The 26048-nt window shown below is 69.0% G+C and carries 26 protein-coding genes; 14 read left to right on the top strand and 12 right to left on the bottom strand.

Features of this window, described 5'->3' with window-relative positions; all coding sequences use genetic code 11:
• Positions 1-120 precede the first annotated feature (120 nt).
• A complete protein-coding gene (locus DES41_RS38685; protein WP_211332883.1) occupies positions 121-858 on the top strand; it encodes a PEP-CTERM sorting domain-containing protein in 738 nt (245 codons plus the stop codon).
• 13 nt (positions 859-871) lie between these two features.
• On the opposite strand, the gene DES41_RS03350 is transcribed toward DES41_RS38685, so the two are convergent.
• Together DES41_RS03350 and DES41_RS03345 are read right to left on the bottom strand one after the other, a co-directional pair.
• Positions 872-2308, bottom strand: coding sequence for an FAD-binding oxidoreductase (locus DES41_RS03350; protein WP_114465855.1), 1437 nt, complete (start codon positions 2306-2308; stop codon positions 872-874).
• Positions 2309-2327: 19 nt separating this feature from the next.
• Complete coding sequence (locus DES41_RS03345) at positions 2328-2729, bottom strand: DUF2069 domain-containing protein (protein WP_114465854.1); 402 nt, start codon at positions 2727-2729, stop codon at positions 2328-2330.
• Positions 2730-2750: 21 nt separating this feature from the next.
• Here DES41_RS03345 and DES41_RS03340 point away from each other — a divergent pair, with 21 nt between their 5' ends.
• Entirely contained in the window at positions 2751-3992 is a 1242-nt protein-coding gene (locus DES41_RS03340) for a YihY family inner membrane protein (RefSeq protein ID WP_114465853.1), read from the top strand.
• 7 nt (positions 3993-3999) lie between these two features.
• Here DES41_RS03340 and DES41_RS03335 read toward each other — a convergent pair whose 3' ends face one another.
• The 4 genes from DES41_RS03335 to DES41_RS03320 are packed head-to-tail and all read right to left on the bottom strand — an operon-like array spanning position 4000 to position 8873.
• Positions 4000-4335: an Mpo1-like protein gene (locus DES41_RS03335; protein WP_425466330.1), complete on the bottom strand. Its 336-nt coding sequence runs from the start codon at positions 4333-4335 to the stop codon at positions 4000-4002.
• A gap of 37 nt (positions 4336-4372) precedes the next feature.
• Entirely contained in the window at positions 4373-6736 is a 2364-nt protein-coding gene (locus tag DES41_RS03330; protein WP_114465852.1) for a GDYXXLXY domain-containing protein, read from the bottom strand.
• Positions 6736-7554, bottom strand: coding sequence for an alpha/beta fold hydrolase (locus tag DES41_RS03325; protein ID WP_114465851.1), 819 nt, complete (start codon positions 7552-7554; stop codon positions 6736-6738). The genes DES41_RS03330 and DES41_RS03325 overlap by 1 nt, the downstream gene beginning before the upstream one ends.
• On the bottom strand, positions 7551-8873 hold the full coding sequence (locus DES41_RS03320) for an O-acetylhomoserine aminocarboxypropyltransferase (RefSeq protein ID WP_114465850.1): 1323 nt from the start codon (positions 8871-8873) through the stop codon (positions 7551-7553). Before DES41_RS03320 ends, DES41_RS03325 begins: the two co-directional genes overlap by 4 nt.
• Before the next feature lie 99 nt (positions 8874-8972).
• Between DES41_RS03320 and DES41_RS03315 the strand changes: the two genes are divergently transcribed.
• Complete coding sequence (locus tag DES41_RS03315) at positions 8973-9431, top strand: CBS domain-containing protein (protein ID WP_114465849.1); 459 nt, start codon at positions 8973-8975, stop codon at positions 9429-9431.
• Positions 9432-9461: 30 nt separating this feature from the next.
• Here the strand turns inward: DES41_RS03315 and DES41_RS03310 are convergent, their stop codons facing one another.
• A complete protein-coding gene (locus tag DES41_RS03310; protein ID WP_114465848.1) occupies positions 9462-10679 on the bottom strand; it encodes a polyhydroxyalkanoate depolymerase in 1218 nt (405 codons plus the stop codon).
• A 137-nt stretch (positions 10680-10816) separates the two neighbouring features.
• Here DES41_RS03310 and DES41_RS03305 point away from each other — a divergent pair, with 137 nt between their 5' ends.
• The gene (locus tag DES41_RS03305) at positions 10817-11476 is read left to right on the top strand and encodes a glutathione S-transferase (protein ID WP_114465847.1); all 660 of its coding nucleotides are present in this window, start codon (positions 10817-10819) and stop codon (positions 11474-11476) included.
• Positions 11477-11503: 27 nt separating this feature from the next.
• Here the strand turns inward: DES41_RS03305 and DES41_RS03300 are convergent, their stop codons facing one another.
• Positions 11504-11926, bottom strand: coding sequence for a cupin domain-containing protein (locus DES41_RS03300; RefSeq protein ID WP_114465846.1), 423 nt, complete (start codon positions 11924-11926; stop codon positions 11504-11506).
• 92 nt (positions 11927-12018) lie between these two features.
• Between DES41_RS03300 and aroC the strand changes: the two genes are divergently transcribed.
• On the top strand, positions 12019-13113 hold the full coding sequence (gene aroC / locus DES41_RS03295) for a chorismate synthase (RefSeq protein WP_114465845.1): 1095 nt from the start codon (positions 12019-12021) through the stop codon (positions 13111-13113).
• A gap of 109 nt (positions 13114-13222) precedes the next feature.
• On the top strand, positions 13223-14785 hold the full coding sequence (locus tag DES41_RS03290; RefSeq protein ID WP_114465844.1) for a DEAD/DEAH box helicase: 1563 nt from the start codon (positions 13223-13225) through the stop codon (positions 14783-14785).
• 6 nt (positions 14786-14791) lie between these two features.
• Here DES41_RS03290 and DES41_RS03285 read toward each other — a convergent pair whose 3' ends face one another.
• Positions 14792-15634: a symmetrical bis(5'-nucleosyl)-tetraphosphatase gene (locus tag DES41_RS03285; RefSeq protein WP_114465843.1), complete on the bottom strand. Its 843-nt coding sequence runs from the start codon at positions 15632-15634 to the stop codon at positions 14792-14794.
• 76 nt (positions 15635-15710) lie between these two features.
• Between DES41_RS03285 and DES41_RS03280 the strand changes: the two genes are divergently transcribed.
• Together DES41_RS03280 and DES41_RS03275 are read left to right on the top strand one after the other, a co-directional pair.
• Positions 15711-16196: a hypothetical protein gene (locus DES41_RS03280; protein ID WP_114465842.1), complete on the top strand. Its 486-nt coding sequence runs from the start codon at positions 15711-15713 to the stop codon at positions 16194-16196.
• Complete coding sequence (locus DES41_RS03275; protein WP_114465841.1) at positions 16196-17512, top strand: hemolysin family protein; 1317 nt, start codon at positions 16196-16198, stop codon at positions 17510-17512. Before DES41_RS03280 ends, DES41_RS03275 begins: the two co-directional genes overlap by 1 nt.
• Here the strand turns inward: DES41_RS03275 and DES41_RS03270 are convergent, their stop codons facing one another.
• Positions 17513-18526: an aldo/keto reductase gene (locus DES41_RS03270; RefSeq protein WP_114465840.1), complete on the bottom strand. Its 1014-nt coding sequence runs from the start codon at positions 18524-18526 to the stop codon at positions 17513-17515.
• A gap of 105 nt (positions 18527-18631) precedes the next feature.
• Between DES41_RS03270 and DES41_RS03265 the strand changes: the two genes are divergently transcribed.
• Complete coding sequence (locus DES41_RS03265; RefSeq protein WP_114465839.1) at positions 18632-19528, top strand: LysR family transcriptional regulator; 897 nt, start codon at positions 18632-18634, stop codon at positions 19526-19528.
• A gap of 1 nt (position 19529) precedes the next feature.
• Here DES41_RS03265 and purM read toward each other — a convergent pair whose 3' ends face one another.
• Positions 19530-20582 carry a phosphoribosylformylglycinamidine cyclo-ligase gene (purM, locus tag DES41_RS03260; protein ID WP_114465838.1) on the bottom strand — a complete coding sequence of 351 codons (1053 nt, stop codon included), beginning with the start codon at positions 20580-20582 and terminating at the stop codon, positions 19530-19532.
• A gap of 107 nt (positions 20583-20689) precedes the next feature.
• On the opposite strand from purM, the gene hda reads away from it, so the two are divergent.
• Genes hda through folK form a run of 4 tightly spaced genes read left to right on the top strand, consistent with a single transcriptional unit; the run spans position 20690 to position 24071 of the window.
• Positions 20690-21364 carry a DnaA regulatory inactivator Hda gene (hda, locus tag DES41_RS03255; protein ID WP_114465837.1) on the top strand — a complete coding sequence of 225 codons (675 nt, stop codon included), beginning with the start codon at positions 20690-20692 and terminating at the stop codon, positions 21362-21364.
• The gene (locus DES41_RS03250; RefSeq protein ID WP_245965548.1) at positions 21361-22050 is read left to right on the top strand and encodes an HAD family hydrolase; all 690 of its coding nucleotides are present in this window, start codon (positions 21361-21363) and stop codon (positions 22048-22050) included. Before hda ends, DES41_RS03250 begins: the two co-directional genes overlap by 4 nt.
• Entirely contained in the window at positions 22047-23585 is a 1539-nt protein-coding gene (gene pcnB / locus DES41_RS03245; protein WP_114465836.1) for a polynucleotide adenylyltransferase PcnB, read from the top strand. Before DES41_RS03250 ends, pcnB begins: the two co-directional genes overlap by 4 nt.
• A gap of 3 nt (positions 23586-23588) precedes the next feature.
• On the top strand, positions 23589-24071 hold the full coding sequence (gene folK / locus DES41_RS03240; protein ID WP_114465835.1) for a 2-amino-4-hydroxy-6-hydroxymethyldihydropteridine diphosphokinase: 483 nt from the start codon (positions 23589-23591) through the stop codon (positions 24069-24071).
• A gap of 44 nt (positions 24072-24115) precedes the next feature.
• On the opposite strand, the gene DES41_RS03235 is transcribed toward folK, so the two are convergent.
• Positions 24116-24445 carry a hypothetical protein gene (locus DES41_RS03235; protein WP_147282791.1) on the bottom strand — a complete coding sequence of 110 codons (330 nt, stop codon included), beginning with the start codon at positions 24443-24445 and terminating at the stop codon, positions 24116-24118.
• 165 nt (positions 24446-24610) lie between these two features.
• Here DES41_RS03235 and epsF point away from each other — a divergent pair, with 165 nt between their 5' ends.
• Complete coding sequence (gene epsF, locus DES41_RS03230; RefSeq protein WP_114465833.1) at positions 24611-26029, top strand: chain length determinant protein EpsF; 1419 nt, start codon at positions 24611-24613, stop codon at positions 26027-26029.
• Positions 26030-26048: the final 19 nt, after the last annotated feature.

The following is a 26048-nucleotide window of genomic DNA, read 5'->3' as shown; positions in this document are numbered from 1 at the left end:
GCGGCGGATTCTAGGGACGGGTGGCCCGACCCGCTGCACCGGGCTCTTTTAGGGGTCTGTGCGCGGCGCAGGCATCTGCCGATCATCGAGGCCTTCCCAACCAACTGCTTGCACATTCCCATGCGCCAATCCACCAAGACAGCCCTCCTGGCCACCGCCGCGTTACTTGCCGCCACACTGTGCGTGCCGAAGTCGGCCCTCGCCGAACCTGTGCGCTGGACGGACTGGGCCTCGGCCCGGGCCGGCGCCAACGGCAGCGCCGTAGGCCAGATCGCACTGGGCGACGGCTCGTCGATCGACGTCGCCTACAGCGGCCAGCTCGCGTTCTGGGACGCGCCGGGCACCACTTCGTACTGGCAGGACGGCGGCGGCACCTACACCAGCGCCGCCGTCGACAACGGCCCGGGCGACCACGGCATGCTGGCGATGTCCCGCCTGGGCCTGCGCACCCTGACGTTCTCGCACGCGGTCGACAACCTGTTCTTTGCGCTGATCGACCTGAACGCCGGTGGCTACGAGTTCGACCAGGACTTCACGATCGAGAGCAGCGGTGCCGGCAACCGCGGCAGCGGCAGTTTCAGCAAGCAGATCACGGCCGAGGGCAAGTACCGGCTGGTCGGTTCGGGCGACCCGCATGGCGTGATCCGCTTCAACGATGCCGTCTCCTCCATCAGCTGGAGCAGCCTGGGCAGCGAGACCTGGAACGGCTTCACGGTCGGCACCTACGGCGCGGCGGTGGAGCCGAACCCGGTGCCCGAGCCCGCGAGCCTGGCACTGGTCGGCTTGGGCGTGGCCGTGGTGGGCTACCAGCGCCGCCGCGCACGCCCGGCAATTGCGGCGGGCGTGGCTGCGGCGTGATGGCCTGACCGCGTCACGCCTCCAGCACGCGCCCCGGGTTCATGACGTTCTGCGGATCCAGCGCGCCCTTGATGGAGCGCATCAGCTTCATCGCCACCGGCGACTTGTAGTGCGGCAGCTTGTGCTGCTTCAAGCTGCCCACGCCGTGCTCGGCCGAGATCGAGCCGTCGAAGGACTTGACCGAGTCGAACACCAGCGTGTTGACCTCCTCCTCGTGCGCAGCCAGGAAGGCCTTGGCATCGCCGCCGGCCGGGGCCTGCACGTTGTAGTGCAGGTTGCCGTCGCCCAGGTGGCCGAAGTCGACCATGCGCACGCCGGGAATCTTCTCCGCCAGCAGCGCATCGGTCACGCGCACGAACTCGGGGATGCGCGAGACCGGGATCGAGATGTCATGCTTGATGTTCAGGCCTTCTTCGACCTGGGCCAGCGTGATGCTCTCGCGCACGTGCCAGAGCGCGCGTGCCTGGGTGAGGTTCTCGGCGATCACGGCATCGCTCACGCAGCCGGCCTCGAAGGCATGCTCCAGCAGCTTCTCGAAGCGGCTGCGCGCGTGCTCCTCCGATTCGTCGTCGGAGTTCTCCAGCAGCACGCACCAGGGCGTCTCGTCGGCCGATTCAGCCGCGGCCGTGACGAAGGGCACGCGCTGCTGCGGGAAGTGCTTGGCCACCAGGCTCAGCGCGAAGCGGCCCATGACCTCGAAGCCCGTGAGCCCCGCGCCCAGCGTGCGGTGCGCCAGGCCCAGCAGTTCCACGGCGTGCTCCATCGAAGGCACGGCGGCCCAGGCGGTGAGCTGTACCGCCGGCATCGGGTAGAGCTTCATGGTGGCGGCCGTGATGATGCCCAGTGTGCCCTCGGCGCCGACGAACAGGTCGCGCAGGTCGTAGCCGGTGTTGTCCTTGCGCAGGCCGGTGAGGCCGCTCCAGACCTCGCCCTCGGCCGTCACGACCTCCAGCCCAAGGCACAGCTCGCGCGTGTTGCCGTAGCGCACCACCTGCGTGCCGCCGGCGTTGGTCGAGAGGTTGCCGCCGATGGTGCAGCTGCCTTCGGCGCCCAGGCTCAGCGGGAACAGGAAGCCGTCCTTCTCGGCGATTTCCTGCAGCGATTGCAGGATGCAGCCGGCCTCCACCGTGATCGTGAGGTTGGCCGGGTCGATCGCGCGCACGGCGTTCATGCGTTTGGTCGACAGCACCACCTGGCGGCCGCTCGCGTCGGGCGTGGAGCCGCACACCAGGCCGGTGTTGCCACCCTGCGGCACGATGCTGACGCCGGCCGCCGCGCAGGCCTTGACGACCGCGGCCACCTGCTCGGTGCTGGCAGGCCGCACCACGGCCAGCGCCCGGCCGCGGTCGCGCTTGCGCCAGTCCTGCTCCCAGGCCGAGAGGTCGCCATCGGTGAGCACGTGGGCGTCGCCGACGATGGCGCGCAGGGAGTCGAGCAGGGCAGCGGTCATGGAGTCCAAGTCCTCGTGGTCATTCGCCGGCGGCCGTGGCCATCCGGGCATTGCGAAAGCGCAGGCGCACGTGCATCGCGCAGGCGGCGAACAGCAGCAGGCACAGCAGCAATTCGGCCAGTGCGCACCAGCGGCCGGCCGGCAGCGGATCGCTCCAGGCGCGCACCACGCCTTCGGTGAAGTACAGCCACACCACCAGGCTGAGCCAGCGGTAGGTGTACATGCGGTTCTTCAGCAGGCCTGCCAGCGGGATGCACAGCGGCAGCACCTTGAGTGCGAGCCAGCTGCCACCCGGGCGCAGCGGTGCGAGCCAGAGCTCCCAGGCCAGGCCCAGGGCGATCATCGCCAGCAGGCTGGCGACGGCGATCCGGCGCGTCCAGGCGACGGTGGGGTCCAGGGGGGCCAGAGGGGCGGAAAGCATGGGGCTGGCATGATACCGAGCATGTCTGCCGTACCCAGCCACATGCCCGAGCGCCTGCACGCGCTGCTGGGTGATCTGGCGCATTTCCCCTGGCGCACCACCGCGCACACGCTGCGCGAACGCTTCCGCGAAGACCAGCTCGCACTGACCGCCAGCAGCCTCACCTTCACCACCATGCTGGCGCTGGTGCCGCTGTTCACGGTGGCGCTGGCGATCTTCACGGTGTTCCCCATGTTCGGCACGGTGCAGCAGGTGCTGCAGCGCTGGCTGGTGCAGAGCCTGGTGCCCGAGACCATCGCACGCCAGGTGCTGGGCTACCTCACGCAGTTCGCCAGCCAGGCCAGCCGGCTCGGCAGCCTGGGGCTGGCTGTGGTGCTGGTGACGGCCCTGGCGCTGGTGCTGACCATCGACCGCACGCTCAACCGCGTCTGGCGCGTGCCACGCCCGCGGCCCCTGGGCCAGCGCGTGCTGATCTACTGGGCGCTGATCACGCTGGGGCCGCTGCTGCTCGGGGCGAGCCTGGCGATGACCTCGTACGCGGTGTCGTCCTCGCGCGGCCTGGTGGACAGCCTGCCGGGTGGCGTGCGCGTGCTGCTGGACACCATCGAGTTCGGCTTGCTCGCGCTGGGCATGGCCGCGGTCTACCGCTACGTGCCCAACACCCATGTGAAGTGGGGCCACGCGCTGGCCGGCGGCATCTTCGTGTCGGTGGGCATCGAACTGGCCAAGCGGCTGCTGTCCCTGTACATCGGCTCGGTGCCGACCTATTCGGCCATGTACGGCACCTTTGCCACGGCGCCCATCCTGTTGCTGTGGATCTACCTGGCCTGGATCATCGTGCTGCTGGGCGCGGTGATTGCGGCCTACCTGCCCAGCCTGCTGGCCGGCGTGGCGCGGCCCACGGCCACCTACGGTTGGCATTTCCACCTGGCGATCGAGGCGCTGCAGCATTTGTACGGCGCCCGCAGCGGCGAGACGCATGGCCTGTCGGCCGGCGAACTCGGCCGCGCGCTGGGCACGGCCAAGCTGCAGCTGGAGCCGGTGCTGCAGGCGCTGGTCGGGCTGGACTGGGTGGCGCGGCTCGACGAGGCCGAGCACGGCAGCGGCGCCGATGCGGAGGCGCGCTACGTGCTGCTGGCCGACCCGGAGAGCACGCCGCTGGCGCCCCTCTTCGAGCGCCTGCTGGTGGACCGCAGCGCGCCGCTGGCCGGGCTCTGGGACAAAGGGCGCTGGGATGCCCTGCGGCTGCGCGACGCGCTGTAGCGCGTGCTCAGAGCTTGATCCTGCCGAGCCAGATGTCGCGGTACATGGCCCAGTCGCCTAGGAAGCTGTAGAGCGGGCGCTTGAAGCTGGCGGGCTTGTTCTTCTCGTAGCCGAAATGGCCGATCCAGGCGAACAGGTAGCCGCAGGCCAGGCCGATGAAGAGCCAGCGCCACTGGCCCGTGAGCAGCAGCACGGCCAGGCAGGCCAGCCCCAGCGTGCTGCCGGCGAAGTGCAGCCGCCGGCAGGTGCGGTCGCGGTGTTCGGACAGGTAGAACGGGTAGAACTCGGCGAAGCTCTTGAAGCCGCGCGGATCGACGGGCGCCTCCGATGGAAGCATGCTCATGCGTTGTCTCCTGGCCCTGTCATCGCAGGGCTCGGATTCATCGTAACGCTTGCAGGTCGGCGTTCGCCAGCCCCACCAGCAGCGCGCTGCCGTCCGGCGCAACGCGGAACTCGCCGTAGCGGGCCTGTGCGAAGCGCTCGGCCTCGCCCTCGCGGAAGAACCAGGCGTCGGTGACGAGCGTCCAGTCGCCGTCCTTGGGCACCAGCGCGATCGCGAATTCGCCGGCAGCCAGCGGCTGGCCCGGCGCGGCAACGCGCAGCAGTTCGGCCACGCCACGCGCATCGACCCGCGCGACCGCCTGCGGCCGCGCGCCGGATTGCGGCAGCGCCAGCCGCTCGTCGGGGTCGGGCGGCAACTGGAACCGCAGCCGCATGTAGTCGCCCTGCATCAGCGAGCGCGGATCGACCGGAGCCAGCGCGACGAAGACCGGCTGGCCCTGCGCGATCAGCCGCTCGTTGCGCCAGATGCCACCGTTGGCGACCAGCAGCGCGGCCAGTCCACTCAGTGCCAGCAGGGCGGCCGTGCGTGGCGCCGGGGCTTGCGTCGGGGCGTCGGACGCCAGGCCCGCGGCGCGCCAGGCCAGCGCGGCCAGGGCTGCGCCGCAGGCCACCATCAGCACCGCCTTGTGGGCCAGCGGCCAGGCCAGCGTGTAGTAGAAGCTGCCCACCGCCCAGGCCGCAGCCAGTGCGCCGCACAGCGCCAGCGGGCGGCGCCCGCCCGCTGCCGCCAGTACGGCGACCAGCAGGATGGCACCCAGCATCGGCAGGAAGGCGCACAGCACCGCGGCGACCAGCCCCACGGCGGCGCAGCCGGGCCGGCGCAGGGCCGGCCAGCGGCGCGCGGCCGCGGCGCCGGCGGCCAGCGCCAGCAGCACCGAGGCGGCCGCTGTCCAGGAGCTGGGCAGCACGATGCCGCCGCTGCCGGCGAACGCTTCCGTGGGGCCGGGCATGGCGCCGACCAGGAGGGCCATGCCCGATGCGCTGGCGAGACCGACCAGCACCAGCACCAGCCATCCCGTGGCCGTGGCGGCCAGGGACGGTCGCCGCAGGCCGGCCAGCCCCGCCAGCAGGACACCGTGCAAGGCCAGCCACAGCAGGCTGCCGTCCTGCCAGTCGTTCTCGCCGTGCAGCGCCAGCACCGCGGCACCGGCTGCGGCGGCGCCCAGCAGCTCCTGCAGCCAGCGCTGCCGTGTGTTGGCCAGCCAGGCCAGCGCGAGCAGCAGCAAGACCAGCAGGCCGGCTGCCAGCTGCAGTGGCAGGTCGCGCGCCAGGCCGTAGCCCAGCGTGCCCAGGCCGGCCAGCAGCAGCGGCAACGCCAGCTGTTCGACGAACACGGACAGATGGGGCCGGCGCAGCAACATGCCGGCCAGCGCCAGCAGCAGCGCGCCGACGGCGTAGGGGCCCGCGCCGGCGTGCACCCAGTCGCCCAGCACCAGCGCCACTGCGCCCAGCAGCGGCAGAGTGGCCAGCCACGCGCCCAGCGCGGTCAGCAGCACCACGGGCCCGGGCCGGTCGCCGGGCGTGGGCATGGCCCCGCCGGCGGCCCAGGCGCCGCAGGCCTTTGCCCGCCATTGCACGCAGCGCACCGACAGCGCCAGCAGCGCCGCGGCGGCCAGGCCCAGCAGCAGGAGATGGCCGATGGCGTCGATGTCGCCATCGAGCAGCCAGCGCGCCGCGCCGGCGACGAGCAAGGTGTCCAGCGCCAGCGTGGCCGCGCTGAGCGCGAACAGGTCGAAACCGCGGCGGCTCGCGAAGCCGACTGCGGCCAGCGCGACCAGCAGCAGGCCGCATGTGAACTGCGGTGCCGGGTCGTCGCGGAGCAGGCCGCCCAGCGCGGTCAGTGTCAGCAGCAGCGCGAACAGCGCCGTGGCCAGCCGGAACGCCAGTGGCCCGGCGCCCGTGAAGCGGCGCGCCCACGGCGCAAGCAGTGCCACCACCAACGCGGCCAGCGCAGCGGCGCCGGCATGCACCGGCAGATCCTGCGGACGCACGTCCCAGGTGTGGCCCGCGTGCGCCTGCGCCCACAGCGAGACCGCTGCCATGGCCACCAGGCACCAGGGCAGCCACAGCACGTCGCTGCGCGCGGCCAGCGCCAGCGGCAGGGCCAGCACCGCCCACAACGCGAAGAGTTGCCAGGGATCGGCGCCGGTCTGGTAGGTCTGGCCGAAGTAGGCGAACAGCGCGCCCGTGGCGAGCAGCGCTGCCAAGGCACCGGGCAGGCGCAGGGCTGGCCGCGCGGCGGCGGCGAGGACGGCGATGGCCAGCGCGCCCTGCAGCACCGCAAAGCGGCCCATGCGGCCGAAGTCGTCCCAGTTGGCGGCCAGCCAGAGGATGAGGCCGAAGCCGGTCAGTGCCGCCGCCAGCAGCGCGACCGCCTGCCAGAAGCGCTGCAGGCCCGGCATCAACGGACCAGGAAGTCGCGGATCGCGAACAGCGTGTCGTCCGGCGTTTCAGTCATCTGGTGGTGGCCCACGGGCGGCTGCGCCACCTGCACGCTCTTGCCGGCGGCCTTGGCCCTGGCGATCAGGCCTTGCGCGGCCTTGGGCGGCGTCATCTGGTCCTGCGCGCCGAGCACGAACAGCACCGGGCAGGCGATCTGCGCGATGGCCTCTTCGCCGTTGGCGTAGCGGTCGCAGGCCAGGAAGCCGCGGTGAAAGACGTTGGCGTCGCGGTTGCTGCGCAGCACGCGCCGGCCCAGCGCGAGGCTGGCGCCATAGACCCAGGTGCCCGGGCCCAACGCAGAGGGCGGTGCGGCGAGCGTGGAGCGCGAGAACACGTTGACCATCTTCATCGCGGCTTCCGGGTCGCTCTGCGATGCGTCGAGCAGCGCCTGCGACACCTTCATCGGAAAGGCCGTGCCGACCAGCACCAGCTGCGTGATGCGTTCGCCCAGGCGGGCCGCCGCCTCGAGTGCGATCAGCGATCCCCAGCTGTGGCCGACCAGCGCGGCACGCTGCACGCCGGCTGCGTCCAGCAGCGCGGCGACGAAGTCCGCGGCCTGTTCGACCGTGGAAGGCGCCTCGCCCGCGCTGCGGCAATGGCCGGGCAGGTCCACGGCCAGCACGTTGAAGCCGTGGTGGGCGAGGTAGCGGCTCTGCAGGATCCAGACGCTGTGGTCGTTCAGCACGCCGTGGACGAAGGCGACGGTAGGCTTGGCTGCATCGAAGGGCTTGCCGCCGGTGTAGCAGTAGGTGTCGTGGCCATTGACGGTGACGATCATGCTGCCGCCCCCGTCGCCTTTTCCGCCGCCTTCAAGGCGCGCTTGAGATCGTCGATCAGGTCGTCCGCATCCTCGAGCCCGATCGAGAGCCGGATGGTGCCCTGGCCGATGCCTCCGGCCGCCAACGCCTCGTCGCTCATGCGGAAGTGCGTGGTGCTGGCCGGGTGGATGACCAGCGAGCGGCAGTCGCCCACGTTGGCCAGGTGGCTGAAGATCTTGAGCGTCTCGATGAACTTCTTGCCCTGCTCGCGGTTGCCCTTGAGGTCGAAGCTGAACACCGAGCCTGCGCCGCGCGGCAGCAGCTTGTTGGCCAGTGCGTGGCTGGGGTGGCTCTCCAGCAGCGGATGGCCCACGCGCGAGACGAAAGGCTGGCCGGCCAGGAACTCGACCACCTTGCGTGTGTTGGCCATGTGCCGCTCCATGCGCAGCGGCAGCGTCTCGATGCCCTGCAAGATGAGCCAGGCGGTGTGCGGGCTCATGCAGGCGCCGAAGTCGCGCAGCCCCTCGCGGCGCGCACGCAGCAAGAAGGCGCCGACCGTGCTCTCCTCGGTGAACACCATGTTGTGGAAGCCGTCGTAGGCCTGGGCCAGTTCGGCGAAGCGGCCGCTGGCGGCATGGGAGGCCGCCCAGTCGAAGCTGCCGCCATCGACCAGCACGCCGCCGATCACCGTGCCGTGCCCCGACAGGAACTTGGTGGCCGAGTGGTAGACCAGATCGGCGCCGAGCTCGAAGGGCTTGATGAGCCAGGGCGAGGTCAGCGTGGAATCCACCAGCAGCGGCACGCCGGCCTCGTGCGCGATGGCCGAGACGGTGGGGATGTCCAGCACGTCCAGGCCCGGGTTGCCCACGGTCTCGCCGAAGAGCAGGCGTGTTTCGGGGCGGATCGCCGCGCGCCAGCCGTCGATGTCGCCCGGCTTCACGAACGTGGTGTCGATGCCGAAGCGCCGCATCGTGTAGTGCAAGAGGTTCTGCGAGCCGCCATACAGCGCCGTGCTCGCGACGATGTGGCCGCCCGCGCCCATGAGGGTGGCCACTGCCAGGTGCAGCGCGGCCTGGCCGCTCGCGGTGGCGATGGCGCCGATGCCGCCTTCGAGTGCCGCCACGCGCTGTTCGAGCACCGCGTTGGTCGGGTTGCTGATGCGCGAGTACACATGGCCGGCGCGTTCGAGGTTGAACAGCGCGGCCGCATGGTCGCTGGACTCGAACACGAAGGACGTGGACAGGTGGATGGGCACGGCGCGCGCACCGGTCGCCGGGTCCGGCGATGCGCCGGCATGCAGCGCCAAGGTGTCGAAGCCGGGGTCCGAATAGCCGGGCATGCGAGGGTCTCCTCCAGCGGGAACGGGGTCAGTTTCGGGGTGATTGTGGGCTATATTCCCTTGACAGTTCCGCGTCGCGGATGATCTACAGGAGGCCCCATGAAAGTCAGCGACATTCTGCGCGTCAAAGGCAACACGCTCTTTACCGTCACGCCGGACGAGGAACTGGCGGGTGCCGTGAGCATCATGTCCGAGAAGGACATCGGCTCGCTGGTCGTCATGCACCACGGCGACCTCGTCGGCATGCTGACCTTCCGCGAGGTGATCCAGACCGTCGTGAAGAACGGCGGTGCGCTCGGCAAGACGCTGGTGCGCAGCGCCATGGACGATGCCCCCCTGACCTGCACGGCAGAGACCGAACTGGACGAAGTGCGCCGCATGATGCTGGAGCGCCACGCGCGCTACATGCCCGTGATGGACAAGCGCATGCTGATGGGCGTGATCAGCTTCTACGACGTGGCCAAGGCCGTGGTGGACAGCCAGAACTTCGAGAACAAGATGCTCAAGGCCTACATCCGCGACTGGCCGGGCGGCGAGGAAGAAGACAACAGGGGCTGAGCGCGGTGGCGGCGTGAAGCGCCGCAACGCTCAAGCGAGGGCGTAGACCATGTCCCGCACGCGCGGGTAGATCTCCTGGTTCCAGCGCCTGCCGCTGAACACGCCGTAGTGGCCCACGCCGGTCTGCACGTGGTGGGTCTTGCGGTAGGGCCGCACGTTGGAACACATGTCCTGCGCGGCCAGGGTCTGGCCGACCGAGCAGATGTCGTCGCGCTCGCCTTCCACCGTCATCAGCGCGGTGCGGCGGATGGCCTTCGGATCAACCTTGCGGCCGCGGTAGGTCAGCTTGCCCAGGGGCAGGTCGTAGGTCTGGAAGACCTTCTCCACTGTCTCCAGGTAGAACTCCGCCGGCAGGTCGTTGACGGCGAGGTATTCGTCGTAGAACAGGCGGATGGTCTCGGCCTTCTCGATCTCGCCTTCGAGCAGGTACTTGTACATGTCCTTGTACTGCTGCTTGTGGCGCTCCAGGTTCATGCTCATGAAGGCGGTGAGCTGCACGAAGCCCGGGTACACGCGGCGCATGAAACCGGCATGCGGCAACGGCACGTGGCTGATCAGGTTCTGCTCGAACCATTCGATGGGCTTGCTGGTGGCCAACGTGTTCACGCCGCTGGGGTTCACGCGGCAGTCCACCGGGCCGGCCATCAGCGTCAGGCTGGCGGGCTGGGCGGGGTGGTCGTCCTCGGCCATGATGGCCGTGGCCGCCAGCGCGGCCACGCAGGGCTGGCAGACCGCCATCACGTGGGTGCCCGGGCCCAGCGTGGCGATGAACTCGATCATGTAGGCGATGTAGTCGTCCAGGCCGAAGGCGCCGTGCTTCAGGCCCACGTCGCGCGCGTTGTGCCAGTCGGTGATGTAGACGTCGTGGTCGCGCAGCAGCGTGCGCGCGGTGTCGCGCAACAGCGTGGCGAAGTGGCCGGACAGCGGTGCCACCAGCAGCATGCGCGGCTGGGCCGGCGTGTGCGGCTGCAGTGCGCGCTTGAAGTGCAGCAGGCTGCCGAACGGTTTCTTGAGCGTGATCTCTTCCGTGACGGGCACGGCCACGCCTTCGACGATGGCCTGGTCGATGCCGTAGGCCGGCCGGCTGTGCGTGAGCCGCATGCGCGAGAAGACGGTGCCGGCAGCGGACCACGCGCGCAGCGGGCTGCGGTCGGTGTCCTCGAACCACAGCGAATTTCCCAGCGCTTGGGCCAGCATGCGCATCGGCGACAGAAGGTCGGATTGGAGCTGGTAGGCCTGGTACAGCATGCGGCGTCTCTTGGAGTCGATGGGTTTGTAGCCAGGCAGGCAAGTTGCGGGCCATGCGGCGGCGGCGGCGCGATCGCCCGCGCTGTCACATGTCTGGCACAGCGTTTGCTGAACATGCCGACACTGGAGGCGATCCCATGGCGACCAAGGCGGTATTGACGATCAGCAGCAAGAACTACGGAGCCTGGGCCTTGCGCGGCTGGCTCATGGCCCGGCTGGCGGGGCTGGAGTTCAACGAGAACGTGGTCTCGCCCGACGATCCGGCCATGAAAGCGGAGATGTTGCTGCTGTCGTCCTCCATGCGTGTGCCTGCATTGCAGAACGGCAAGGTGCAGGTGTGGGACACGCTGGCCATCGGCGAGTACCTGAACGAGCTCAAGCCCAAGGCGGGCCTGCTGCCGGCCGACCAGGCCGCGCGCGCGCACTGCCGTGCCATCTGCGGCGAGATGCATTCGGGCTTCTCGGCGCTGCGTTCCTCGCTGCCCATGAACATCAAGGCGCACTTTCCGGGCTTCAAGATCTGGTCGCGCGCGCAGGCCGACGTGGACCGCATCCTGGAGATCTGGACGGAGTGCCTGGAAACTTATGGCGGCCCCTACCTGTTCGGCGACAAGCCCTGCATCGCCGACGCGATGTACGCGCCGGTGGTCACGCGCTTTCTGACCTACGACGTGCCGCTGCCGCCGGCCTGCGTCGACTACTGCAAGCAGATGATGGCCTTGCCCGCGCTCAAGGAGTGGATCGCCGAGGCCCGCAAGGAGCCCGACGAGATCGACGAACTCGACGCGGAGTTCTGACGGCGGCGGCCGCGGCCGCCGCCTTGCTCACTTCCAGGGCGTGGCCGCCGGCACGTCGCAGACCGGCTCCACGTCGACCGACTTGAAGTCGGCCGGCGAGACGATTTCCAGGTACTCCATGTCGGGCGAATAGTCGAACAGGTAGTGGCGGATGCCCGGGCGCTGGTGAACCACGTCGCCGGCCTCGACCAGGGTTTCCTTGTCCTCGTACATGAAGCGCGCCCAGCCCTTGACCATGATGACGATCTGGAAGTCCGCTTCATGGCGGTGCCAGCCGGTGCCCGTTTCTGGTGCCATGTTGGCCTTCACGAGGTGCGCGATCACCTTTCCGTGCGTGGCTTCGGCGATGCCGAGGTCGCGGTAGAGGAAGAAATCGCGCAGTCCGCCGCTGACGTACTGCGTGTCGCCCTCCTTGACGTGGGAGAACTTGGTGCTCGTGCGGTCCAACATGGCTTGCCTTTCGCTGTGAGGGGTTCCACCGGCTATGGGTGTGCTGCCTGCGAAGCACGAAGCGTTCCCAGGGCTGGCCGATAATCCGCCCCATGAGCGGCAACACCTTCGGCACACTTTTCGCAGTCACCAACTTCGGGGAATCGCACGGTCCGGCCATCGGCTGCGTGATCGACGGCTGCCCCCCCGGCATGGAACTGTCCGAGGCCGACATCCAGGTTGAACTCGACCGCCGCCGCCCCGGCACCAGCCGCCACGTGACGCAGCGCGCCGAGCCCGACCAGGTCGAGATACTGTCCGGCGTCTACGAAGGCCGCACCACGGGCACGCCGATCGCGCTCTTGATCCGCAACACCGACCAGCGCAGCAAGGACTACAGCGCGATCGCGCAGAGCTTTCGCCCCGGCCACGCCGACTACAGCTACTGGCACAAGTTCGGCATCCGCGACCCGCGTGGCGGCGGCCGTTCCTCGGCCCGGCTCACGGCGCCGACGGTGGCGGCCGGCGCCGTCGCCAGGAAGTGGCTGCGTGAGCGCTACGGCGTGCAGTTCCGCGGCTGCATGACGCAGGTGGGCGAGGTCGCGATCCCGTTCGAGAGCTGGGACCACGTGCCGAACAACCCCTTCTTCGCACCCATCGCCGATGTGTCGCACCTGGAAACCTACATGGACCAGCTGCGCAAGGCCGGCGACTCCTGTGGCGCGCGTGTGCGTGTGACGGCCAGCGGCATGCCCGTGGGCCTGGGCGAACCGCTGTTCGACAAGCTCGACGCCGACATCGCGTTCGCCATGATGGGCCTGAACGCCGTCAAGGGTGTGGAGATCGGCGCCGGCTTCGCCAGCGTGGCGCAGCGCGGCAGCACGCACGGCGACTCGCTGTCGCCGCAGGGCTTCCTGTCCAACAACGCCGGTGGCGTACTGGGCGGCATCAGCACCGGCCAGGACCTGGACGTGTCCATCGCGGTCAAGCCCACCAGTTCCATCATCACGCCGCGCGAGTCCATCGACACCACCGGCCAGAGTGTGGAGGTGGTGACCAAGGGCCGGCACGACCCCTGCGTGGGCATCCGCGCCACGCCCATCGTCGAGGCGCTGCTGGCCCTCGTCGTGATGGAGCATGCGCTGCGCCAGCGCGCCCAGTGCGGCGACGTGCGCCAGGCGGTTGCGCCCATCCCCGCAAGTGCGTGAAACTGCACGTGTCACAGGGGTTTGACCCCCTTGCGCGATAATCGAGGTCCGGCCCCATCCTGGCGGGTCGGCCTGCTATCTGTTTGGTAGCGCTTGAACCCTGGTATTGATGACCGACTCCGCAACCGCTCCCGAGGCAGGTTCCACACCCGCCGAAACCGCACCGACCACTGCTTCCTTCTCTCAGCTGAACCTTGCTGAGCCCTTGTCGCGCGCCGTGGCCGAGATGGGCTACAGCAGCATGACGCCGATCCAGGCGCAGGCCATTCCGGTGGTGCTGACGGGCCGCGACGTGATGGGCGCCGCCCAGACCGGCACCGGCAAGACCGCGGCCTTTTCGCTGCCGCTGCTGCAGCGCATGCTGCGCCACGAGAACGCCTCCACCTCGCCGGCGCGCCACCCTGTGCGCGCACTGGTGTTGCTGCCCACGCGCGAGCTGGCCGACCAGGTGGCGCAGCAGATCAAGCTGTACGCCAAGTACACGCAGCTGCGCAGCACGGTGGTGTTCGGCGGCATCGACATGAAGCCGCAGACGGCCGAGCTCAAGAAGGGCGTGGAGGTCCTGGTGGCCACACCGGGCCGTTTGCTGGACCACATCGAGGCCAAGAACGCGGTGCTGAACCAGGTCGAGTACGTGGTGCTCGACGAGGCCGACCGCATGCTGGACATCGGCTTCCTGCCCGACCTGCAGCGCATCCTGTCCTACCTGCCCAAGCAGCGCACCACGCTGCTGTTCTCGGCCACGTTCTCGCCCGAGATCAAGCGCCTGGCCGGCAGCTACTTGCAGGACCCGACCACCATCGAGGTGGCGCGCTCGAATGCCACGGCCTCGACCGTGGAGCAGCATTTCTACAGCGTCAACGACGACAACAAGCGCCGTGCGTTGCACCAGATCCTGCGCAAGCGCCAGCTGCGCCAGGCCTTCGTGTTCGTCAACAGCAAGCTGGGTTGCGCCCGGCTGGCCCGCGCGCTGGAGCGCGAGGGCCTGCGCACCGTCGCCCTGCACGGCGACCGAAGCCAGGACGAGCGACTGAAGGCGCTGGACGCGTTCAAGAAGGGCGAAGTCGACCTGCTGGTCTGCACGGACGTGGCCGCACGCGGGCTGGACATCAAGGATGTGCCGGCGGTGTTCAACTTCGACGTCCCGTTCAACGCCGAGGACTATGTGCACCGCATCGGCCGCACCGGCCGCGCCGGCGCATCGGGCCTGGCGGTCAGCTTCGCTGGCGGCGGCAACGATGCGCGCCTGGTGGCCGAGATCGAGAAGCTGATCAAGACCAAGATCGAGATCGAGGCGTTCGAGTACGAAGAAGACATGCCGCGCATCCGCGAGCAGGGCCGCTTCAACGAAGGCCGCCGCGCCTGGGGTGGCGACGATCCGCGCGACGTGATGGACGCCCCGCGTGGCCGACCCGAGCCCCGGGAAGCGCGCGAGCCGCGTGAACGCGCGCCGCGCCGTTCCGCCGCGCCGCAGGATCCGTTCTTCAACCAGCCCTACGAGGCCAGTGCGCCGGCCGCAGGAGCCCCCGGGTGGGAGACCAAGCGGGATGCCGTGCGCAGCGGCGTCTCAGCCAACATCAAGCCCAAGCGCAAGCTGGCGGCGCTGTTCAAGGCGCCTGCTCCGGCGCCGGCAGGTGCGCCTGCGCCGCAGCCAGAAACCTCGGCCGGCTGATCGGGCTCAGCCCGGCTTCTGCGCCTGCGGGCAGTCGACCTGCACCAGGGCCTGCTGTGCTGCCATGGTGCCCACGCGCATGGCGCTGAGCGGCCCGCCCCAGACGCAGCCCGTGTCCAGGCAGTAGAGGTCGTCGCGGTCCAGCCAGCCCAGCGTGGACCAGTGGCCGAAGGCCACCGCCACACCGGCCGTTTGCCGGCCCGGCACGTCGAACCAGGGCACGAAGCCGGCAGGGGCCGCACCCACGCCCTCCTTGGTCTCGAATTCCATCTGGCCGTCGGCGCTGCAAAAGCGCAGCCGCGTCAGCGCGTTGATGACCACGCGCAGCCGCTCGTTGCCAGTCAGCGCGTCGTCCCAGCGGTCGGGCTGGTTGCCGTACATCTCGTGCAGGAAGTCGCCGATGTGCGGGCCGCGCAGCACGTCCTGCAGCTCGGCAGCCAGTGCGGCCGTGCGCTCGGCCGTCCATTGCGGCAGCACGCCGGCATGCACCATGAGCAGCTCGCGGCCGGCCACGGTCTCGTGCATCGCCAGCGGCTGGCAACGCAGCCAATCCAGCAGCGCGGCGCGATCCGGGGCGTCCAGCACGGCGTCCAGCGTGTCGCGCTTGTGCGGGCGGCGCACGCCCCACGCACAGGCCAGGAGGTGCATGTCGTGGTTGCCGAGCAGGCAGCGCGCGCTGCCGTCCAGCGCCATCAGCCGGCGCAGCACCTCGGCCGATGCCGGGCCGCGGTTGACCAGGTCGCCGAGCACGTAGACGGTGTCGCGGCTGGGTGAGAAATCGATGGCCTGCAGCAGCCGGCCCAAAGGCTCGTCGCAGCCCTGCACATCCCCGATCAGATAAGACGCCATGTGTTCTCCAACAACGACGCGCGACTCTACACGCCGCCGAATGCTGTAGATTGCACAGCAATCAGGGAGGACAGCCATGGATTCGACTTCGGGTTTCGGAGAGCTCAGTGACATCGACCGCTCCGAGCTGCAGATGGCCTACGGCGCCTGCGTGGCCGACATCGAGCTCTTCACACGCCAGCAGTGGTGGGCCGGTGCCTATGCGCTGGTGATCTACGCGCTGCTGCTGGCCGGCGTGCACCAGCTGGTCGATCCGATCGCCGAAGGGGGCGTGCGCCACTGGGTACTGGTGCTGATCACCTGGGCCATCTGCCTGTACGGGCTGCTGGCGATCAAGCGCATGCAGGTCTCCATCGTGGTCGGGCGGCGCCGGTTGGACCGCGTGCGCGCGCACTTCGGCCGTCCCTTCCAGGAGATCTGGTCGATTGCGCGGCCGCGCGAGGACATCCACCGCATGCTGTACGGCGTGATGGTGCTGGGCGCCGTGCTCGTGACCTGGATGGCGCTGGACAAGGCCTACGCCATCAGCCTGCCGATGCCCGGGCCGACCCCCCTGTCCTGATGGACTTCCTGCTGATCGCGCTGTTGACCGCGCTCAACGGCGTGTTCGCGATGTCGGAGATGGCGCTGGCCACCAGCCGCAAGGCGCGCCTGGTGGCCATGGCGGAGGGCGGCGACAAGGGCGCGGCGGCGGCGCTGACGCTGCTGACGAATCCGACGCAGTTGCTCTCGACGGTGCAGGTCGGCATCACGCTGATCGGCATGCTCAACGGCATCCTGGGCGAGGCCGCCTTCAGCAGCGCCGTGGCGGACTGGCTCGTGGCGCTGGGCCTGGGCGACAGGGCGGCCGACATCGCGGCCACGGCGCTGGTCGTCACCGCCATCACCTTCGTGACCATCGTTTTCGGCGAGCTCGTGCCCAAGCGCATCGCCCAGCTGTATCCGGAGAAGGTGGCGAACGCGGTGGCGCGGCCCATGGCCTGGGTGGCCCGCGTGGCCAAGCCGTTCGTGCGCCTGTTGTCGCTGAGCACCCAGGGCGTGTTGGCCGCGCTGCGCGTGGACACCGCCGCCGCCCGGGCCGTGACCGAGGAGGAGATCGCCGCGAGCCTGGAGGAGGGCGTTGACGCTGGCGTGATCGAGGCGCACGAGCACCGCATGGTGCGCAACCTGTTCCGCCTGGACGAGCGCCCCCTCACCTCCATCATGGTGCCGCGCGACGACGTGGGCTGGCTCGACGCCACGCTGCCGGTGCTGGATGCGCTGCGCCTGGCCGGGGGCGAGGCCGAGTACGCTGGACACTCCTGGTACCCGGTGTGCCGCGGATCGCTGGAGGAGGTGGTCGGCATCGTCAGCGTGGCGCGCCTGCTGGCGCTGGCCGGGCAGGACCGCGAGGCGCTGATCGGCGCGCATGTGCTGCCGGCCACCTTCGTGCCCGAGACGCTGTCGGGCCTGGAACTCCTGGAGCAATTCCGCGCCCGCGCCGGGCGCATGGTCTTCGTGGTCGACGAATACGGCGTGGTGCAGGGCGTGCTGACGCCGCGCGACCTGCTCGAGGCCATCACCGGTGAGCTGCAGCCCGAAACCCAAACGGAGGCCTGGGCCACGGCGCGCGGCGACGGCTCCTGGCTGCTGGACGGGCTGATGCCCATCGGCGAGCTCAAGTCGCGCCTGGACATCGACGAATTGCCCGAGGAGGACCGCGGCCGCTACAACACCGTGGCCGGCCTGCTCATGGCGGTCTCGGGCCACATGCCGGCCACCGGCGAACGCATCGAATGCGCCGGCTGGGTGTTCGAGGTGCTGGACCTGGATGGCCGGCGCATCGACAAGGTGCTGGCCGAGGCGCTGCGCGCAGACGAGGGCAGCGCGGGCGGCTGATCAACGCGTCTCGACGCCTGCGAAGCCGGCGTCCGGATAACGCGCACCTTGCACCGTGCCGGGTGCGAACAGCGCATCGAGTTCGGCCAGCAGCGCCTCGGGCAGCTGCAGCGCACAGGCCGCCAGGTTCTGGCGCAGATGGGCCTGGCGCCGCGTGCCGGGGATCGGCAGCACGTGCGGCTGGCGTTGCAGCAGCCATGCCAGGGCCAGCGCGGCGACGGGCTGGCCGATCTCGGCCGCGCATGCGGCCAGGCGCTCGCGCAGGTGCAGGTTGGCCGCGCCGGCCTCGCCCTGCAGGCGCGGCAGCGCACGCCGGAAGTCGTCCTGGGCCAGCGTCTCGGCCTCGGGTGGCCGGTCGGTCAGCACGGCGCGGCCCAAGGGGCTGTAGGCGACGAAGGCCACACCCAGTGCGCGCGTGGCCGGTAGCACGGCAGCCTCGGCGCCCCGCTCCCAGAGCGAATATTCGCTCTGCACGGCAGCGATCGGGTGCTGGGCATGGGCCTGGCGCAAGCTGTCTGCGCTGATTTCCGAGAAGCCCAACGCGGCGACCTTGCCGGCGCGCACGAGCTCCGCCATGGCCCCCACGACCTCGGCCAGCGGCACCTGCGGATCGCGCCGGTGGCAGTAGTACAGGCCGATGCGCTCCACGCCCAGGCGCTTGAGCGAGGCTTCGCAGGCGGCGCGGATGTAGGTGGGCGAGTTGTCGATGCGGCGTTCGTACGTGTCCTTGGCGCGCACGATGCCGAACTTGGTGGCCACCACGAGCTCGGCCCGCTCGACGGGTGCCAGGTCGCGCAGGAAGCGGCCGAGCAGCTCCTCGTTGTGGCCCAGGCCGTAGGTGTCGGCGGTGTCGAAGTGCTGCACGCCCAGGTCGCGCGCGGCCCGCAGCGTGGCCAGAGATTCGGCTTCGTCCGACGGGCCGTAGAACTCGCTCATGCCCATGCAGCCCAGGCCGAGCGGGTGGATGGAATGGCCTGCGAGCGAGCGGGTGGTGGCTTGGGGTGTGGTGGTCATGGCAAGGCTTCCTGTGTGTTGGAGGCTGGATCATCCATCGCCAAGCTGTAGCGCACAATCGGCCGAACCATTCACGCACTGTGCGGCCAGGCTGCACAATCGGCCATGGCCGTACCCGAACTCCTGCACCTGCGTGCGCTGGCCGCCGTGGCCGAATGGTCCAGCTACCGCCGTGCGGCGCAGGCCATGAACGTCTCGCCGTCGGCGCTCAGCCAGGCCGTGCGCACGCTGGAGCAATCCCTGGGTGTGCCGCTGTTGCAGCGCACCACGCGCAGCGTGGCGCCGACCGAAGCCGGGCGCGCGCTGCTCGCCGAACTGCAGCCCCTACTGGCGGGTCTGGACAGCGCCCTGGCCAACGTGGGCCAATTCCAGGCCCTGGTGCGCGGCACGTTGCGGCTGAACCTGCCGCGCAGCGCCGCCAGCCTGTGGCTGGAGCCCCTGCTGGGCGATTTCCTGCGCGCCCATCCTGGCATCCAGCTGGAGGTCAGCAGCCAGGACGCCATGGCCGACATCGTGCCGGGTGGTTTCGACGCGGGCGTGCGCTTTCCCGAAGCCTTGCCGCAGGGCATGGTGGCCGTGCCTGTGGGGCCGATGCAGCGCTTTTGCGTGGTGGCACGGCCTGATGTGGCCGGCGCGCAAGCCCTGCCACTGCTGCCCGAAGACCTGCTGGCGCGCCCCTGCGTGCGCCAGCGCTTCCCGAGCGGAGCGCTCTACCACTGGCAGTTTCGCAAAGGCGAGGTGGCGAAGGCGCTGGATGTGTCCGGCCCGCTGACCGTGGACGACCAGCGCCTGGCGCTGGGTGCCGCGCTGGGCGGCGTGGGCTGGGCCTACATCTACGAGGCCCTGGCCGCGCCCGCATTGGCGGCCGGCCGGCTGGTGGAGGCACTGGCGGACTGGTGCCCGCCGGAGCCGGGCTTTCACTTGTACTACCCGGGCCGGCGCCAGGTCAGCCCGGCGCTGCGGGCGTTCATGGACTGGGTGCAGGCCCGGCAGGCGGCTTAGTTCAGGCCACAACCACCGCAGCGCCGTCGCCGCGTGCCGCGATGGCGCCGATGGTGTGGACCGTCTCGCCCGCCGCGCGCAGTGTCGCGGCCGTGGCCTCTGCCTCGGCCGCGGCCACCACGACCACCATGCCGATGCCGTTGTTGAAGGTGCGGTTCATCTCGATGTCGTCGATGCCGGCCGTGGCCTGCAGCCAGGCGAACAGCTCGGTCTGCGGCCAGCTGCCGGCCCGCAGGTGGGCGGCCAGGCCCTCCGGCAGCACGCGCGGGATGTTCTCCAGCAGGCCGCCCCCGGTGATGTGGGCCAGCGCCTTGATCGGGTGCTGTGCCAGCGCGGCCAGCACATTCTTGACGTACAGGCGGGTGGGCTCCATCACGGCCTGCTTGAAGGGCTTGCCATCCAGGGTGGCGGGAACGCTGCCGGCGGCTTCGGCGCGTTCGATGCACTTGCGCACCAGGCTGAAGCCGTTGGAGTGCACGCCGGCCGAGGCCAGGCCCAGCACGACGTCGCCGGCGACCACGTCGCGGCCCGTGAGGATCTTGCTCTTCTCCACCGCACCGACGGCGAAGCCGGCCAGGTCGTATTCGCCCGGCGGATACATGCCCGGCATCTCGGCGGTCTCGCCGCCGATCAGCGCACAGCCGGAGAGTTCGCAGCCCTTGGCGATGCCGCCGACCACGGCTGCGGCAGTGTCCACGTCCAGCTTGCCGCAGGCGAAGTAGTCGAGGAAGAACAGCGGCTCGGCGCCCTGGACCAGCACGTCGTTGACGCTCATGGCCACCAGGTCGATGCCGACGGTGTCGTGCATGTTCCATTCGAAGGCCAGGCGCAGCTTGGTGCCCACGCCGTCGGTGCCAGACACCAGCACCGGCTCCTTGTAGCGCTTGGGCACCTCGAACAGCGCACCAAAGCCGCCGATGCCGGCCAACGCGCCCTCGCGCATGGTCTTCTTGGCCAGCGGCTTGATGCGCTCGACCAGAGCGTCACCGGCGTCGATGTCGACACCGGCATCCTTGTAGGACAGCGGAGAGGGGGAGGCGGGGGTGTTGCTCATGGGGGCAGGGTGCCTGCGACGGCACAGGGGGCAATGGGTACGCGGAGAAGACTAAAATCCGCGCGAATTCTACGGGGGCTCCCCCCGCTACCCGCTCCATCCCCTTGATGCAACAGTTGGCCCTCGACATCGGTCTGGCTTCCGGCCCCACGCTGGCGAACTTCTTCGCCGGACCGAACGAGGCTGCGCTGCAGCATCTGCAGCTGTGGTCCGGCAGCCCCACGCGCTCGCCGGTGCCCACCTACCTGTGGGGCCCCGAGGGCGGTGGCAAGACCCATCTGCTGGAAGCCGTGCGCGCCGCGCTGCGCGAGCAGGGTGGCAAGGTCGGCTGGCTCGACCCGAGCGTGGCCGAGCCGCCCGAATTCGACGAGGACTGGGCCGCCGTTCTGCTCGACGACGTGCAGCACTACAGCGCGGTGCAGCAGCACGCGGCCTTCAACTGGTTCGTCAATGCCCAGGGCCTGCAGCGCTGGGTGCTGGGCGCCGGCACCTTGCCGCCGGCCGACCTGCCGCTGCGCGATGACCTGCGTTCGCGCCTAGGCTGGGGCCATGTGTTCCAGCTGCAGCTGCTGTCCGAAGCCGAGCGCCGTGCCGTGCTGCGCCAGCAGGCCGACGCGCGCGGCATCTTCCTGTCCGACGAGGTGATGGATTTCATGCTGCGGCGTTTCAGCCGCGACCTGGCCAGCCTGGTCCAGCTGCTGGACCACCTGGACGGCTACGCGCTGCAGACGCAGCGCGCCATCACCATTCCGCTGATCAAGTCCATGCTGGAGCACACTTGAACCTGGCTTTGTTCGATCTGGACCACACGCTGTTGCAGATCGATTCCGACCACGCCTGGGGCGTCCACACCACCCGCATCGGCTGGACCGACCCCGAGGCCTTCGCCCTGCGCAACGACGCGTTCTACGCGCACTACAAGGCCGGCACGCTGGACATCCACGACTACGTGCGCTTTGCCACCGACGCCGTGCGCGAGCGCGGCCCCCAGGCTGCCGCCGCCGCCCATGCCGACTTCATGCGCGAGATGGTGCTGCCGGCCCTGCTCCCGGCGGCGCGCGAACTCGTGGAGCAGCACCGTGCGCGTGGCGACACGCTGCTGCTGGTCACGGCCACCAACGAGTTCGTGACCGCGCCGATCGCCGATGCTCTGGGCATCGAGCACCTGATCGCCGTGCAGCTGGAACGCGCGCCCTTGCCTGACGGCAGTGGCGACTGGATCACGGGCGCGATCCGCGGCGTGCCCTCGGCGCGCGAGGGCAAGGTCACGCGCATGCAGGCCTGGCTGGCAGAGCGCGGCCTGGATTGGGACCGCGTGCATTGCACCTTCTACTCCGACTCCATCAACGATCTGCCGCTCCTGGAGAAGGTCCAGGTTCCGGTGGCCACCAATCCCGACGACCGCCTGCGGGCGATTGCGCAGACGCGCGGCTGGCGCATCCTGGACCTGTTCGAAAAACTCACATGATCAAGAAACTCATCGACAAGCTGCTGGGCAAGAGCACACCCGCCGCCCGCGGCCGCCCAAAGTTCGGCAAGCGCCAGGAAATCCCGGCCGAGGTCCACCGGATCGACCCCAACCTGGTGGACGAGCGCGCCGCCAATGTCGTCAGCACGCTGCAACAGGCCGGCTACGAGGCCTACATCGTGGGCGGCGCCGTGCGCGATCTGCTGGTGGGCCTGAAACCCAAGGATTTCGACGTGGCCACCAACGCCACGCCAGAGCAGGTCAAGAGCCTGTTCCGCCGCGCCTTCATCATCGGGCGACGCTTTCGCATCGTGCACGTGGTCTACGGACGCGGCCGCGAGCACGAGGTGATCGAGGTCTCCACCTTCCGCGCCTACCTGGACAACGCCGCGGCCGAGCAGGTGGCCGGCAACGAGCGCACCAGCAAGAGCGAACTGGCCGGCATGCAGCATGCCGTGGACTCCACCGGCCGCGTGCTGCGCGACAACGTCTGGGGCCCGCAGGAAGAAGATGCCGCACGCCGCGACTTCAGCATCAACGCGATGTACTACGACCCCAAGCGCCAGATCGTGGTGGACTACCACGATGGCCTGAAGGACGTGCAGAGCCGCAGCATCCGCATGATCGGCGACCCCGCCACGCGCTACCGCGAAGACCCGGTGCGCATCATCCGCGCCGTGCGCTTCGCGGCCAAGCTCCATGCGCTGGGCTTCACGATCGAGCCCAAGACCGCGGCGCCGCTGGTCAAGTCGCAGCAGTTGCTGGCCGATGTGCCGCAAAGCCGCTTGTTCGACGAGATGCTCAAGCTGTTGCAGACCGGGCACTCCATCGCCACGATCGACAAGCTCAAGGAGTTGGGCATGGCGACCGGCATCTACCCGCTGCTAGACCTCGTGGTCGAGCGTGCCGACCAGCCCTTCGTGCGCGCCGCGCTACAAGATACCGACCGCCGGGTCGGCGAAGGCAAGCCCGTGGCACCCAGTTTCCTGTTGGCCTGCGTGCTGTGGGCAGATGTGCGCGACGGTTGGAACAACCGTATCGAGCACAAGCGCCAGCCGCCGTTCCCGGCGCTGCAGGACGCCATCGAGGATGTGTTCAGCGCGCGCATCGGCGACGTCTCCGGCCGCGGCAAGCTGGCCGGTGACATGCGCGAGACCTGGACCATGCAGCCGCGCTTCGACAAGCGCACGGGCAGCGCACCCTGGAGCCTGATCGAGCAGCCGCGTTTCCGCGCGGCGTTCGACTTCATGCGCCTTCGCGCCGACTGCGGCGAGGTCGACGAGGCGCTGGCCGAGTGGTGGCAGGAGTTCAGCCAGGCCAGCGACGAGCGGCGGCAGGATCTGCTGGACCAGGCGCGGGAGGAGTCGGGGCGTGCGCGCGTGCGTGTGGTGAAAGCCCCCAACCGCGAGGCCGATGCATCGGACGTCGTTGCAGCGCCCCAGGAAGATGGGACCGCTGTGGCCCCCAAGAAGCGTCGGCGCCGGCGCAAGCCGGCCGGCGAACGCGCAGCGCCTGCGCCCGACGACGGCGTCTGAGCCGTGGCGGCCGCCAGTGCGTTCGTCGGCCTGGGCGGCAACTTGGGCGATGCGCGGGCGGCCGTCTTGTGGGCTCTGGCAGCACTGGACCGCCTGCCAGGCACGCGCCTCGTGTGCTCATCGTCGCTGTACCGCAGTGCACCGGTCGAAGCGGGTGGTCCGGACTACGTGAATGCTGTGGCAAAGCTGGCGACGCACTTGTCGCCGCTGGATCTGCTGGATGGCTTGCAGGCGCTCGAGTTGCAGGCGGGCCGCGAGCGTCCGTACGTCAACGCACCGCGTACGCTGGATCTCGATGTGCTGCTGTACGCCGACCGTGCGCTGGATCTGCCGCGGTTGAAGATCCCGCACCCGCGCATGTGGCAGCGCGCATTCGTGCTACAGCCCCTGGCCGAGATCGAGCCCGGCTTGGTGCCAGCCTCGGCGCTGGAGTCCGTCTCCGGTCAGCAGATCACGCGCTGTGAGCAGCAGGGCTCAGCCGGATGAGGGGCCGGCCGGCGGTGCGTGCCGGCCGATGAGCGGGACAGAGCTCAGTCGCGCTTGCCGTAGCGGCGTTTGATGATGACACCCATGACCAGCAAGCCCGCCAGAAGCATCGCCTGGCCGGTCTGCTCTTCAGCCTCCAGAGCCGGCGCGGTGGCCGCAGTACGGCTGCGGCTGCCGGTGCCCCCTGCGTCGAAAGCCGTCTGGGTCTTCGGTGCTGTGGTGGGATTTCCTTGTGCGAACTGGGCCAATTGCTGCAACTGGCCAGTGATCTGGTTCGTCACGGAAGACACAGTGCCCGACTCGTTTGCGGCCTGCGCCGTTCCGGCACATGTGAGGGCAAGCGCGCATGCTGCGATGGAAAAAATATTCCGCATGGTGGAGTCCTTTGTGTGCAAGATGGATCGCATTCTCAGGGTTAGTATGTAGACTATTGTGCAGTGCAGCAATAGTCCAAATGGACTAAGTGGCCTGAAAGTACTATCGAAGGCTGTGCCAAGGCCGACTGGGCCGAGAATCGCCGTCTTCAGGAGAGCCCTCAGATGAGACTTGCGGAAATTTTTGTGCTGTTGCGTGCCCGCTGGAAGTTGGCGGCATTGGTATGGGTGACGGTGGTGGCTTTGGTCGCTGCAGTGACCTTGCTGAAGGAGCCGAAGTACACGGCGACTGCTTCGGTTGTGCTTGATGTCAAGTCGCCCGATCCCATTGCAGGGGTCATATTGCCAGGCATGGCCAACAGTAGTTATATGGGCACCCAACTTGGGGTTGTGCGCAGTGACCGTGTGGCCTTGCGTGTTGCGCAGGCCTTGGGATGGGACAAGGACGAAGAGCGCCGCAAGCGTTGGCTCGAGGCCAACGAAGGCCGCGGTGATTTCAGCGCCGCACTTGCCGGCTCGCTTTTGCGTGACATGGAGGCCTTGGCCACGCGCGACTCGAACGTCATCACTGTGGCCTACACCTCGTCGGACTCTTTGCGGGCGGCACAGATCGCAAATGCCTGGGTGAAAGCCTATATCGACACGACTCTGGAATTGCGCGTTGACCCGGCGCGGCAATACAGCGGATTCTTCGACACTTATGGCAAGCAACTGCGCGAGGATCTCGAGCGCGCCCAGGCAAAGCTCTCGGCCTATCAGCGCGAGCACGGTCTCGTGGCAACTGACGAACGCGTCGATGTTGAGAACCTGCGTCTTGTCGAGTTGTCCTCGCAGCTGGTCGCGCTGCAGGGTGTGGCCAATGAAACCGGTGGACGTCAGAGTCAAGCGGTTGCGAATGCCGACCGCATGCCCGAGGTGTTGTCCAACCCGGTTATCGTCAATCTGACTGCGGAGCTTGGACGGCAGGAAGCGCGAAATAAAGAACTCGGCGAGCGGCTGGGCGAGCGGCATCCGGAAATGCTTGAGCTCAAAGCCAAGATCGCCGACCTCCGGGCCACCATAGACGCTGAAACGCGCCGGGTGACCGGTAGCATCACCGTAACCAACAATGTGAACCAGGCGCGTCTGGAACAGTTGCGTGCTGCCGTGGAAGAGCAACGTGCCAGGTTGCTGCAACTGCGAGCGCTTCGCGACGAAGCGGGAGTTCTACAGCGCGATGTCGAGAATGCACGGCGAGCCTATGACACCATCATGGCGCGGGTGAGCCAGACGAACATAGAGAGTCAGTCCACGCAGACCAACGTCAGCGTGCTGAAAGAGGCCACCGAGCCGACGAGCCCGTCGGAGCCGCGAGTGGTATTGAACATGGCTGTTGCAGTTCTTGCAGCCACTCTTCTGGCAATGGCTGCAGCGCTGGGCACCGAGATGCGTGATCGCCGGCTCCGCACAGAACAGGACGTTCTGCGCGGATTGCATCTGCCATTGCTGGGAACGATGCCCGACCGGACTAGGCGTCCAGTCCGCAGTGTGGGCTGGACTGCGCAGATTGCTGGTGGGACACCAACCCAGCGCCAATCCAACTGAGCCGACAAGCGTAGCAAAT

This window comes from Pseudorhodoferax soli (assembly GCF_003337555.1).
Taxonomy (GTDB): Bacteria; Pseudomonadota; Gammaproteobacteria; order Burkholderiales; family Burkholderiaceae_C; genus Pseudorhodoferax; species Pseudorhodoferax soli.
The sequence above is the reverse complement of the archived record's forward strand: the minus strand, read 5'-3'. Positions and strand labels throughout refer to the sequence as shown.

Bases quoted from the DNA above. Each gene is read 5' to 3' on its own strand.
- DES41_RS38685 (WP_211332883.1), top strand. From the start codon at position 121: ATGCGCCAATCCACCAAGACAGCCCTCCTGGCCACCGCCGCGTTACTT.
- DES41_RS03350 (WP_114465855.1), bottom strand. From the start codon at position 2,308: ATGACCGCTGCCCTGCTCGACTCCCTGCGCGCCATCGTCGGCGACGCC.
- DES41_RS03345 (WP_114465854.1), bottom strand. From the start codon at position 2,729: ATGCTTTCCGCCCCTCTGGCCCCCCTGGACCCCACCGTCGCCTGGACG.
- DES41_RS03340 (WP_114465853.1), top strand. From the start codon at position 2,751: ATGTCTGCCGTACCCAGCCACATGCCCGAGCGCCTGCACGCGCTGCTG.
- DES41_RS03335 (WP_425466330.1), bottom strand. From the start codon at position 4,335: ATGAGCATGCTTCCATCGGAGGCGCCCGTCGATCCGCGCGGCTTCAAG.
- DES41_RS03330 (WP_114465852.1), bottom strand. From the start codon at position 6,736: ATGCCGGGCCTGCAGCGCTTCTGGCAGGCGGTCGCGCTGCTGGCGGCG.
- DES41_RS03325 (WP_114465851.1), bottom strand. From the start codon at position 7,554: ATGATCGTCACCGTCAATGGCCACGACACCTACTGCTACACCGGCGGC.
- DES41_RS03320 (WP_114465850.1), bottom strand. From the start codon at position 8,873: ATGCCCGGCTATTCGGACCCCGGCTTCGACACCTTGGCGCTGCATGCC.
- DES41_RS03315 (WP_114465849.1), top strand. From the start codon at position 8,973: ATGAAAGTCAGCGACATTCTGCGCGTCAAAGGCAACACGCTCTTTACC.
- DES41_RS03310 (WP_114465848.1), bottom strand. From the start codon at position 10,679: ATGCTGTACCAGGCCTACCAGCTCCAATCCGACCTTCTGTCGCCGATG.
- DES41_RS03305 (WP_114465847.1), top strand. From the start codon at position 10,817: ATGGCGACCAAGGCGGTATTGACGATCAGCAGCAAGAACTACGGAGCC.
- DES41_RS03300 (WP_114465846.1), bottom strand. From the start codon at position 11,926: ATGTTGGACCGCACGAGCACCAAGTTCTCCCACGTCAAGGAGGGCGAC.
- aroC (WP_114465845.1), top strand. From the start codon at position 12,019: ATGAGCGGCAACACCTTCGGCACACTTTTCGCAGTCACCAACTTCGGG.
- DES41_RS03290 (WP_114465844.1), top strand. From the start codon at position 13,223: ATGACCGACTCCGCAACCGCTCCCGAGGCAGGTTCCACACCCGCCGAA.
- DES41_RS03285 (WP_114465843.1), bottom strand. From the start codon at position 15,634: ATGGCGTCTTATCTGATCGGGGATGTGCAGGGCTGCGACGAGCCTTTG.
- DES41_RS03280 (WP_114465842.1), top strand. From the start codon at position 15,711: ATGGATTCGACTTCGGGTTTCGGAGAGCTCAGTGACATCGACCGCTCC.
- DES41_RS03275 (WP_114465841.1), top strand. From the start codon at position 16,196: ATGGACTTCCTGCTGATCGCGCTGTTGACCGCGCTCAACGGCGTGTTC.
- DES41_RS03270 (WP_114465840.1), bottom strand. From the start codon at position 18,526: ATGACCACCACACCCCAAGCCACCACCCGCTCGCTCGCAGGCCATTCC.
- DES41_RS03265 (WP_114465839.1), top strand. From the start codon at position 18,632: ATGGCCGTACCCGAACTCCTGCACCTGCGTGCGCTGGCCGCCGTGGCC.
- purM (WP_114465838.1), bottom strand. From the start codon at position 20,582: ATGAGCAACACCCCCGCCTCCCCCTCTCCGCTGTCCTACAAGGATGCC.
- hda (WP_114465837.1), top strand. From the start codon at position 20,690: ATGCAACAGTTGGCCCTCGACATCGGTCTGGCTTCCGGCCCCACGCTG.
- pcnB (WP_114465836.1), top strand. From the start codon at position 22,047: ATGATCAAGAAACTCATCGACAAGCTGCTGGGCAAGAGCACACCCGCC.
- DES41_RS03235 (WP_147282791.1), bottom strand. From the start codon at position 24,445: ATGCGGAATATTTTTTCCATCGCAGCATGCGCGCTTGCCCTCACATGT.
- epsF (WP_114465833.1), top strand. From the start codon at position 24,611: ATGAGACTTGCGGAAATTTTTGTGCTGTTGCGTGCCCGCTGGAAGTTG.